Source organism: Okeania sp. SIO2B3 (genome assembly GCF_010672525.1).
GTDB lineage: Bacteria > Cyanobacteriota > Cyanobacteriia > Cyanobacteriales > Microcoleaceae > Okeania.
On the sequence record NZ_JAAHGH010000039.1, the window covers coordinates 1 to 12,462 of the forward strand.

3 protein-coding genes are annotated in these 12,462 nt (G+C 37.3%); all 3 read right to left on the bottom strand.

All coding sequences use genetic code 11. From position 1 onward, the window contains the following. Nucleotides 1-3,121, bottom strand: a 3,121-nt coding sequence (locus tag F6K15_RS21895) for an amino acid adenylation domain-containing protein (protein WP_293064264.1), incomplete at its 3' end; no start/stop codon positions are given. Continuing rightward, on the bottom strand, nt 3,118-9,102 hold the full coding sequence (locus F6K15_RS21900) for an SDR family NAD(P)-dependent oxidoreductase (RefSeq protein ID WP_293064267.1): 5,985 nt from the start codon (nt 9,100-9,102) through the stop codon (nt 3,118-3,120). The genes F6K15_RS21895 and F6K15_RS21900, both read right to left, overlap by 4 nt. Nucleotides 9,103-10,639: 1,537 nt before the next feature. Next, a complete protein-coding gene (locus F6K15_RS21905; RefSeq protein WP_293064269.1) occupies nt 10,640-11,662 on the bottom strand; it encodes a DUF3179 domain-containing protein in 1,023 nt (340 codons plus the stop codon). Nucleotides 11,663-12,462 lie beyond the last annotated feature (800 nt).

Below are 12,462 nucleotides of genomic sequence, written 5' to 3' on the forward strand. Positions count from 1 at the left end.
CTGGTATAGCCTGGTTATCGTAGTTGCTAATCCATCCCCTAGTGTTAAATAAGGGGTCAATTACTTCACTGAGCTGTTCGTATATTTGTTGGTTGAATATATCTTGCCAGCTTTCTACTTGAGTTTCTGATATTTCTGGGTCATAATTATTACTGGTTTGGCTTTCCGTTACTATATATGCAACTAAGCGTTTTTCCCCTAAATTGTCAATCTGTGCTTTGACTGCTGTTTCTTTGACAAACGAATTTTGATTGAGAATTGTTTCTATTTCTGCTGTTTCTATTCGATATCCTCTGATTTTTACTTGGTTGTCAATGCGACCCAAAAATTCTATGTTCCCATCTGGCAAATAACGTACTAAGTCTCCCGTTTTATATAATTTGGTAGTGTTTGAGTCATCAAAGGGGTTAGCTATGAATTTGGCCGCTGTTAACTCTGGGCGGTTGTGATACCCTGTTGCTAGTCCATCCCCTCCTATGTGTAGTTCTCCTGGCACTCCTATGGGAACTGGTTGATTATTGGCATCCAGGATGTATACTTGAGTATTAGATATTGGCTTACCAATAGGTACTGATTTTTCTATCTGGCTGTTAGCTTTGACTGGAAAACAGCAAGTGAATGTTGTATTTTCTGTAGGACCATAACCATTTATTAGTTGACATCCTTCCAGTTGTTCTACTACTTTCTGCACATGGGTTATGGATAATACGTCTCCTCCTGCCAATAGTTGCTTCAATGGTTTTAAGTTTTCTAGTTGCTCTTCTACCATCAACTGGAATAACCCTGCTGTTAACCATAAGGTTGTCACTTGGTTTTCCCTGATAGCTGCTCCTATTTCTGCTAGGGATGGCTGATGGGGTGGCATTAATACTAATGTGCCTCCATTGAGCAGGCTCCCCCAAATTTCTAAGGTGGCTGCATCAAAAGATATAGGTGCTAGTTGTAAAAATACGTCTTCTTTTGTGAGGTTAATATAGTTGGTATTTTTTACCAGTCGTACTACCCCTTGATGTCTGATGTTAACTCCTTTCGGTTCACCTGTCGAGCCGGAGGTGTACATTACATATGCGTGATGTTTTGCTGTTATTGATACTGTTAAGTTTTCTGAATTTGCTGTAGCTAATGTTTGTTGCTCTGTGTCTAGATATATTAATTGAGTTACTGTTTCTGGTAGGTGATGTTGCCATTTCTCTTGAGTCAATATGATGGATAGTTGAGTGTCTTCCACCATATAATTCAGCCGCGACTTAGGATAATTCGGGTCTAATGGCACATAAGCTCCTCCAGCTTTGAGTATGGCTAATAAACCAATTACCATCTCCAAGGAACGCTCATAGCAAACACCCACTAGCACTTCTGCTCCCACTCCCAACTTTTGTAAATAATGAGCCAGTTGGTTGGCTTTGCTATTCAACTGGCAGTAAGTTAGCTCTTGTCCTTCAAATACTACTGCTATTGCATCCGGTGTTTTTTCTACCTGTTCGGCAAATATCTCATGGATACACTTTTCTCTGGGATAATCTGTTTTCGTGTTATTCCATTCCACCAATAACTGTTGCTGTTCGCCGTCACTCATCAAAGGTAGTAGACTAATAGGTTGTTCTGGAGTCCTAACTATTGCCTCTAGTAAAGTTTCATAGTGCGACAACATTCGGCTAATAGTTTCCGCCTCAAACAAGTCTTTGTTGTAAGCACACCATACCTTTAATTCTTCTTTTTCCTGCCATAGATGAAATTCTAAGTCCATCCGCACTGTCATCTCAATTCCAGTCATGGAAAATAAACTCATTTCTAAGTTAGGCAGACTAAAGTTTGACATGAATGCCTCAGCTTGCTGAACGGCAAATGCTACTTGAAATAGAGGGTTATGCTGCAAAGAACGCTCTGGTTGCAATTCATCTACCAATTTCTCAAAAGGTAAGTCTTGGTTAGCATAAGCTTCTATTGCTGTCTCTCGAACTCTATTCAATACCTCCAGGAAACTAGGTTTTCCTTCAAGGTTTGTATACATGACTAGAGAATTAACAAAAAAACCAATCAAACCCTCAATTTCTTGGCGGTTGCGGTTAGCACTAGGCGAACCAACTACTATCTTTTCCTGACCACTATAACGATACAGTAACACTTTAAAAGCTGCTAACAGAGTGATAAATGGAGTTACACCTTGCTGCTGGCTAAGTTGGTTCAATTTGGCTGTCAGTTCTGTAGAGAAACTGTAAACCTGCTCTTCACCCCGGAATGTTTCGATGGCAGGTCGGGGATGGTCTGTTGGCAGTTGCAGTTGGGGGAGTTCTTTGAGTTTTTCCTTCCAGTAGTTAAGTTGTGTTTCTAGGACAGAACCTTGCAACATATCGCGTTGCCAGACTGCAAAGTCAGCATACTGCACTGGTAATTCTGGCAATGCTAAAGGTTGGTTGGTAACTCCAGTTTCATAACAAGCTGCAAGTTCTTCTGCTAATACTGTCATGGACCAGCCATCTGCAGCAATATGGTGTAACACCACTAGCAAGAAATTTTCCTTTTCCCCCAACTTAAATAACTTAGCTCGTATTGGTGGGTCTTGTTCTAGATTAAACTGTTGCTGATTTTCCTGTTGCAGCAACTCTAGGAGTTTTGCTTTCTGTGGAGATGATGTCAACCCACTCAAGTCTACTATTGGCAGTTCTAGTTCATAAGAAGATTGGATTACTTGTACGGGTGCATCATCAATTTCCTTAAATGTAGTTCTGAGAGTTTCGTGACGAGCTATTAGCTGGTTAAGACTCTGCTGTAGAGCTTCTAGCTGTAGTTCACCTTTTAGATGCAACGTCAATGGTATATTATAAGCGTTGCTAACTATGCCTAATTGCTCTAGAACCCACAGTCGTTGTTGAGCAAATGATAATGGTAGTAAATTGTCATTTCGCTCAATAGGTATAAGTGGAGGTTCCTCGTTATCTAGATCCTCTAAATTAGCTTGCTGTAAAAAAGTAATAATTTCTTGCTTATACTCAGTTAGTTGAGTCCGTAGTTCTGAGGTCAAAACTCCTTCTGGTGCTTTACAGCGTAATTTCCCATCCTCAACCCAGAGCTTAATATCTTGATTAACTAGCTCTAATAAAAAGTTCTCTAGTGTTTTCACAGCTCAATTTCCTCCCATTTTTCTTGATTGTTAGAAGCAGTTTGTAGTTGTTTGGCCAAAGATAATTGATTCTTGCTATTTGCCTCAATTTCAATGCTTAACTCAGCTACAGTAGGTTTTTCAAACAACTTACCTACAGGTAGCTTTACCTTCAAAGTTTCCTGCACTCTGGAAACCACTTGAATCATCTTCAGAGAATCACCTCTCAACTCAAAGAAGTTATCGTGAATACCCACACTAGACAAGCCCAAAACTTCCTGGAAAATACCTACAAGCTTGCTTTCAGTATCATTTCTGGGCTGAGTTTGTCGGCGATCGCCAGAACTACGACCACCTACTAACTGTTCTCGATCTATTTCTCCAGTCTCAGTCTGTGGCATTTGTTCCAGTTGCACCCACTGACAATGAGTTGGTTGACCAAAGCGATCGCTCACCTGCCATTCTGGTAATTTCACTTTAGCCAATTCACCAGTCTTTTTAGCTGTAAAGTACCCAGTAAACTGTTGCCTGCTTTCACATTTCCCAGAATATTTTTTCATCAGCGGTTTACTATCATCTAAACCCACTATTAGATTATTCTTTCCATGACCTAAAACTGCTAACAAAGAATATATCCCTTGTAATGGTGAAATTTCATAGTAACCCTTGGCACGACTTTGTTCTTTCATTTGATAACCTTGACTCATACCCGTCTCATCCCACATACTCCATGCCAAACAATAGCTTTGTATATTACTATGAATTCTTTGGCGATCGCAGAAAGCTGTTTGAAAACTATTAGCTGCTGCATAAGCACCCACACCTATTCCTCCAAAGAAACCATTGACTGAGGCAAAATGGATGAACAAACCATCACTATTATGCTCTTTTAGTAATTGATGTAACACCCAAGTTCCTAATACTTTTGGTCGTAACACTTTTGCTAGAGTTTCTTTAGTTTCTGTTAATAGCAGTTTATCCTCTAAAACTCCAGCTAGATGAATTACTCCATCTAATTTACCTCCCCATTTTGATAATGCGTCTGTTACTACCTGCTGCAACTCAGACAAATTGCATATATCTACAGCTTGATATGTTACTGTTCCTAGTTGCTGCAATTGTTGATATGCCTGATTTTTTTCTGATGTTACCAGGTCGTTTTTAGCCACGAGGGAACTTCTACCCACTAATATTAGTTTTGCTTGGTAATGCTCTAACAGATATTTAGCAATTTCTCTACCTATTCCTCCTAAACCTCCACTAATTAGATAAATACCACCCTCCTTAAAAGGCAATTGCTTTTGTTCTGCTGATGCAAAGTTCACTGCTTCTATACCAGATACAAGGCGTTTTCCTTCTCGATATGCTACTTCTGCTACTGGAGAAACATCAAACAATTCTTGCCATAAATAATTGCCATTTATTTCTACCTCTTCTATTGGCAAATCAATGTGACGACAACTTAACCAAGGCATTTCCTGGGGAATAGTTTTTAGTAACCCTAAAACTGTCGATTTTTCACAATCAATTTTATCTGTTGGTAAAACTGACTGACTGTAACTGCTAACACACAATAATTGCACTTCATGTTGGCTACCTTGATTTTTTTCTAATTCTTGAACTAAAGATAACAAACTATAAATCTCTTGGCTATAAGAATCTTCTAGACTTTCTATATTGGCTATTTCTGCTGAATATTCTTTGTATTGAACTAGATATATTATTCTGCTAATAGGTGTTTTTCTTGTTGCTATTAACTTGAATAATTCTTGATAACTTTCTTGTTCTCCAGCCACAATTGAGTAGCTATTTTCATTTATTTGTTTAAATTCTGAACCTGTTTCTATTTGAATATAAGGTTGATTAGTTTTATGTGATTTTTTACATAACCAATTTCCTAATCCCAAACCATCAATAAATACTAAAGTTAAACCCTGACTTACATATTGACTAATTAAAGCTTCTTTTCGACCCCAAACTTGTTGGTAAAACCAGTCAGGAATAGTATTACTATTTTCCAGTAATAAATCGACCTGCTTCTGACTAGACCTAAATTCACCAGCTTCAAAACTTTGTTTGAGTTGTGTACGTTGAATTTTTCCAATTGCTGTTTTGGGAATTATTTCTTGGTCTACAGGAATTAAATAATCTGGATTAATACCGATAGATTTGACTACAGTAGAACGCATTTCTTTGAGCAATTCTTTCAATTCATTATCGTCTGTTTTTTTGGTGCTAAAAAATATAGCTAACTTATCTGTATTAGTTTCAGCATCTCGAATTGCACAAGCCGCAGTATAAGAAACTTCTATTCCTGATAATTCTTCGACAACTGCTTCTATTTCATGGCTATAATAGTTGAGACCGTTAATAATAATAACATCTTTTTGTCGTCCAGTAATTGTTAAATGCCCAGCTTTGAGAAATCCTAAATCTCCCGTATTAAACCAGCCATCTTCTGTAAAAGCTTCTTGGGTAGCAACTGCATTTTGATAATAACCTGATGTGACAGATGCTCCTCTAACTTGTAAAAATCCCACAACACCTTCTGCAACTACTTGCTGATTAACATCAACAATTCTCAAACAAGCACCCGAAATTGGTTTCCCAAGCTCCACAAATTTATCCTCATCAGATGAAGCTTCCAGAGAAAAACTATTTGACCAGGTAATACCAGAACAAGTTTCACACATTCCAAAAGCTGGATGAATAGCTTTTGAGGATAAACCATGAGGACTTAAAAGTTTAAGAAAGTTTCTCGCAGTTTTCGTTACTATTGCTTCTCCTGCATTCACTAAAAATCTCATTGAAGACAAATTCCAGTTTCGTTTTTTGACTTCTTGTATCCGATCGCCAATCAGAGTAAAGGCAAAATTAGGAGCCCAACTAATTGTAGCTTGATAATTGTCAATTAAATCTAACCATTTTAAAGGATTTTGTAAAATCAACTCTGTGGGGACATGAATCTGCTGACATCCTAAATCTACGGCCATTATACTCAAAAATACTAAGGCTCCTACATGATCCATTGGCATCCAGTTCAATGTAACATCCTGACTAGAAAATTGGTTCATTTTAATAGTCCCAACAGACATACTCAATAAATTACAGTGCTTGAGCATGACTGCTTTTGGTTTGCCCGTGCTACCAGAAGTCAGTAACAATATTGCCAAATCTTCTGGCCTACTGTTGTAAATATTCCTATCTGGTTCACACTCTTGTAGCCTTTCCAGTGTTTCTAGCTCCAAGTTTTCTAAATTGGATTTTTGAAACCATTCCTTAATTTTTGGTGCTAACTGACTATCTGTCAATATCAATGGCTTTTCCAACATATACCAGATATTTTCCAGTTTACTCAAAGCGTTATTGCCTTGGCCATCACTACGGACAATTGATACTGGTACTGGTATAAATCCTCCTAACAAACATCCCCAAAATGCACTAATAAAATCTGGGATTTCTTGAAGTTGAAAAATTACTTTATCTTGAGGTTTAAGACCTAATTTTCTCAATCCTGCTAAAATTATTTGTGCATCTTTGAGTAAGTCTCCATAAGATTGAATTGATTCTTTCCCATCGCCGTTAATATAAACTATTCCTCGTTCGGAATGCTGTTGTGCTGCTTTTTGTAGTCCTTCTACTAGGGTTTGTGGCTGATTTTCTCCTATGATTAATTTACCACCATCACTCAAAGCTGGTATAAATTCTGCTTGATTTTCGGTTGGAGATGAAACTTCAACCTCAGACTCTACTGTTGCTGATAATATACCTGCCTTCATTGCATCAGGAACTAAATCTAACACATGAACTGGCCGTCGTACTTTGCTTGTCTTCGGCAATAATACCACTGCTGCTTGTTCTACTTCTGGATGAGAGCGTAGTTTTTCCTCCCATTTTTCTCTTAACTGGGAATCTATTACTTCTATACTTGCTAAACTTTTTTCGTCTATTTGTCCTGATGCTGTTAGGGGTAATGCTGATACCTGTACATAAGCATCTGGCTGCATATTCCTTGGGAACTGTAATTTTAGTTGCTCCAGAATTAATTCTGTAGATAAGGCATTTGATACTTCCAAATAAGCTACTAATTGTTCCTCTCTTACTAAGACATAGCAGTCTTTTACTTCTGGATGCGATCGCAAAGCAACTTCAATTTCTTCAAGATTAATTTGCTTCCCTTTTACTCTTACTAACTTATGGATATCACCCCTCCATTCCAGGAAACCATTTGGTAATCTCCTACCCCACTGTTGAGTTGTTCTAATTAGACCTAGTTGAAAATGTTCGTAGAGTCCACTTGAATTTAAAGGTAGTCCCGATGCAGCGACATATATTTCTCCGTCTACACCAACAGGAGCCAATTGTTTGTTACTATCTAGGACATAAATAGGTAAATTATCTAGCGATAGTGGAGAGATACAGTTGTTGTTATCTGAATTCTGACTTATTTCTAATAGCTTTTGTTGTTCTGCTACCGTTAACAATGATAATTGAGCTACTTTTTGTTCTGGATTACTAACAATCGCTTCTAACAGTGTTTTAATATGGTCTAACCAACGCTTAATTGTAGTATCATCAAATAAATCTACATTGTAATCTAAATTGAACAACAACTCATTTTCTGTTTCCGTAATATCCAAAACTATATCGTAGGGAACAAACCGTTTCGGAACCGATATCAACCTAGTTTTCAATCCATACATATTTGGCCTATTTCTGATGCGGTCTAGGTTAAATAATGTTGATACTAAAATAGGTCTACTTGGGTCTCTTTCAAGAGAGAGTTTAGTCATCAATGTAGGAAATGGATAATCTTGATTTTGATAATCACCTAGTAAAATGTCCCTGGTTTTGATTAAAAATTCTGAAAAAGTCAGAGACTCTTCAATATTACTCCTAATAGGCAACACATTATTACAGTAACCTATCATATTTTCACTACCTTCAAAACTGCGCCCTCTTGCTGGAGTACCTACTACTATATCTGTATCACCTGTAAGTTTACTTAAGAAAATATTATAGATTGCCAAAAGTGACATAAATAGTGTACAGCCTTTCTGCCTACTAACTTTTTTTATTTGTTCAAGCAACTCACCATCTAACTTAAGAGTTTGTCTACTACCCCTATAAGTCATTACTGGTGGACGTAGGCGATCGCTAGGCAAATCCAGAACTGGAATTGAACCAGAAAACTTACTTAACCAGTGTAGTTCACTAGCTGCCATTTTCTCTGTCTGGCTAATTTGGTTTTGCCACTCTATATATTCTCTAAATTGCATTGGTTTTTCTAATTGGCAGACTTTCCGTTCACATTGGGCTGAGTAAAAAGCTGCTATCTCCTGCAAAATTATTTCTATGGACAAACCATCATTAATAATATGATGAATTCTTAACACTAGCCAATGCAGTTTCTCTTCCAATTTAAGAATATAAACTCGCCAGAGAGGGGCTTGCTCAAGATTAAAGGGTTTTTTAATTTTTCCCTCCATCCATTCAGTAACTTTCGCCTCGCGATCCTTAGGCGAAACATTAGAGAAGTCAATCAAGGGAATCTTGATTGTGCTCTCTGGCAATACCTCCTGAAAATCTCCCTCAGAACATATTCTTGTCCGTAGAGCTTCATGGCGTTCTAAAATCTTTGGGATTGCTTGTTCCATTGCCTGAAAATCAAATACTCCCTCTAGCTCAAGACACACTTGGTCAACATAAGCTTGTCTGCTGTTTTCATCAAGTTGGTCTAAAAAACAAAATTGTTTTTGGGCTGCACTCAGAGGAAAGACTACTGATGGCCACCGTTCGGTGTCCTGAATCTCACTTTGGGAGTTTTGATTTTGACCATCACGAAGTAGTTCTAAAATTTCCGTTTTGTATTCCTTGAGTATCGCCAATATTGAGTCCATTGAATCGTTATTGGGAGCATCGTAGCATAATTGTCCTTTTTCACTCCACAGTTCCCAACCTTGCTTATAAATCTCTTGTAAAAACTCTACTAAATTATTCATAATAGGCCAGCTTAAAATTGGTAAATAATAATAAAATGATAGCCCTCAGTATAGCAACTGCCAGGGCAGTTAAGTTATTATGCATTTAAATTAAATTAACTCATAGGGTGACAAGCCCCTCAAAACCATTGTTAAATAAGAGTTAAGACTATAATATGGGTGTTGAAAATCCAAGTTTTTTTTGATCGGGACTTACGCAAATACAATATATATAGTGCATGGTAAATAGAGCGATCGCTGAGACAAATCTCTGCTAACGCTATATTAATTTTAATGCGATCCCCCTAAATTTTCTCACCAAAACCCAGAATAACTGGAGTTGAAGGAGAAAGTTTTTTGATCACTAATTAGGGTTTGCTGATTAACTATAAAAGTATTGACATATAAAGGTTTCAACCTAATAAGGCTGAAAAAAGTGCGCCTGTTTTTGGTAAAGATTGCTCAAAAAACTAGCATTTTGTGCAAGAGTTGGGCAGAAAAATTAAGGGACAATTCTTCCAACTACATCCTCTGTAATTCCCATTTCTCCTGTCTCCTGTCTTCCCCTCCCCTCCCAGGAGGGGCCCGCGGGTGGGTTGTCTCCTACCCTCACCCATAAGACTTTTTCAGCAAACCCTAATTATCCGGACATGATATAAGCCTAAAATATAACGATTGCTTTGGGATGTTCAGAGTTGACAACAGTTAATATCATGTCCGTTGGTATAGTCCTGTGTAAAAGTTGGGGAAATATCTACCGCCATATAAGTAAAATTTTTCCTTTTCTTAAAGCTTCTTGCTTCTTGCTTCTTGCTTCTTGCTTCTTGCTTCTTGCTTCTTGCTTACCTTCTCTATACAAGACCGATGCTACCGGACATGATATAACCAGTTATTTTACTGCCAAAATAACAGAGTTTCCCGTCAGTCAATTGCAATATTTGGAGGTTGGCGATCGTTGTGGTACAATAACTTAGATTTTTCCTTCTGCTTTGATTCAGTTGGAGTCATTTCCATTAGATGTAGTGATCAAATTACGGTCAAGCGATCGCTTGTTTCACCAACGTTGCTAAAGGTGATTATCCAGACTTGAGTTGACAGCGCTTTTCATATTGATCAACCACATCGTCACAATCACGCGGCCAGTAGGGATGTTCCATGGAACGTCCCTACTGTGGTCTACCCTGTATGATAACTAGGGCTTGCTGATTAATTCTAAAAGTATTGACTGATATTGGTTTTAGCGTTTTAGAGTTGAAAAAAGTACCAGCTTTGTGGTGGAAAAAGCTCATGCATGCTAGTATTTTGGGACGATTATGGTAGAAAAATTGAGAGACAAAACGCCCGCTCCTACCTCCTCTACATTCCCATTTCTCCTGTCTTCCCCTCCCCTCCTGGGAGGGGTTAGGGGTGGGTTGGGAGGGGCCCGCGGGTGGGTTGTCTCCAGTATAGCTGTCTCCTACAAAAAGCAAAAAGACTTTCCATACGTAAACCCTAATTATCGGGACATGGTATTAAGTCTTAGCTAAAATCAACATTAAAATCTATCATTGATGGATGACTATTCCTGTGCAAAAAATGCTGGATAAACAAAAGCAAAAGCGGTGGAACTAGGAATAGTTGTACCATCGAATTCTTCAACAATCACAGTTTGCATTTGACTGTCCCATTTTGCACGAATTTTTCGCCCATTAAATTCTACAATTTTTTCTTTTAGTTGCTTAATTTCTGAGTGTAGAAACTGAGCGCTACTACCTGAGAAATAATTTTGAGGTGTTTCTCGGTCTGCTTCCCATACATAACTAATAATAGCCTTGGGATGTTGGTTAATTTGGTCTTGATTTCTGACTGGAAAAATCAACATTTTATCAGTATAGTAGCTGCCATAAGGATAGTTAAAATAGTCACGTTTATAACCTGTTTTTGTAGATAAAATTTTACTATTAGGATGGGCTGCTAACCAATTTTCCAGGGTGGTTTTAATGGCAGAAATTCTATTTAAGTTACTGTTAACATTCCGACCAAGAATACCAATAGCCCAAGGTTGAGAATAAAGAGTATCATTGGAGCGGTTGTACATAACTAAACAACTTTGATAAAGTTTTCCAGAAACTCCATAAGTTGTATTGCCTCGTTCAAATCCGATTATTGTGTCACAAAGAGGGCAATAAGAGACAGTAATATTCATTCCTCCTACTGTATCATTAACAATTTCATGCCAATTCATAATGCCAAAAGGATAAGCAACAGCTTCACCGTTTATTTCTATACCAATTACTGTTTCGTTAGTAGAAAAAGGTGTTGTTGTAGCAGTATCAAATTTGGGATTATCAATAGAGGGAATACCATCTTTTGGCGGTCCGCCGTTCAAAAGTTCAGCTAAATTAATTCGACTATATTTTTGAGGGTCGAGATTTTGTGCTTGAATATCTTGGAGTTCTCTATCTTGATTATTTAGATATTGTGTGAGATGAGAATAGCGTAGTTTAAAGTTATCCCAGCTACCTGCTTGTATGACTATAGAACTTAAACCAAAGCTAGCAAATAAAGCAGTATTGAGAATGATTTTAGCTAGTTTTTTCATAATTCAATAAGGAAATAAGAAGGAAGAAGGAAGAAGGAAGAAGTAATACCAGTTTGATAAATCTTTGCTACAAATATTTAGGTTACTGCTTAGGAGTCAACCCACCCCTCGCCCCTCCCCCTCCCCTAACCCCTCCCAGGAGGGGAGGGGAAGACAGGAGTCAGGAGTCAGAATGAATGGATTTGATTCCATTTCTTATCTAGTAATTTATCTTTTTCGTCCAATAGATATTTCCTACAAATTATTTTAATACTGCTTATTATTTGTAACATTCTTTTTTCACGCTTGGTATAAGAAGTAATATCGTCCGCTTGAATACTTATACTTTGGTGGAAGGAAGACAGAGAGGTTTCTTTCAATTGTGACTTGATTCTATACACAAACGATGCTACTGGACATGATATAATCAGGAAAAAATTTTCCTTCTTCCTTCTTCTTTCTTCCTTCTTCCTTCTGCTATAAAATTACAATATTTTCAATTTTAAGAATGGTGTATATACCTTAAATTAAACTGAGTTAAAAATGAAGTTAAGATAAATAATTAGATTGTGTCCATTTGAATACTTATAAATAAATGTTCAACAATTAATAATTGACAATTACCTCTCCTGAAAATGGATAGGATTCGCGAAAAGTATTTTTTATCTTTATTTCTTCTTCAAAGAAGAGGCTTTAAACCTTAATTACTTAGAAATATTCTTTTTTTCAATTGGTATTACACTTTTTGAAAGTCGTTTATCTAATCAAATCGCATCTATCTAGATATGAAAGTAATAGCTTTATCTAAAAATTTATTTGTT

What these genes read in the sequence shown, in the direction of transcription:
- F6K15_RS21900 (WP_293064267.1), bottom strand. Translation starts at nt 9,102, where the DNA reads ATGAATAATTTAGTAGAGTTTTTACAAGAGATTTATAAGCAAGGTTGG.
- F6K15_RS21905 (WP_293064269.1), bottom strand. Translation starts at nt 11,662, where the DNA reads ATGAAAAAACTAGCTAAAATCATTCTCAATACTGCTTTATTTGCTAGC.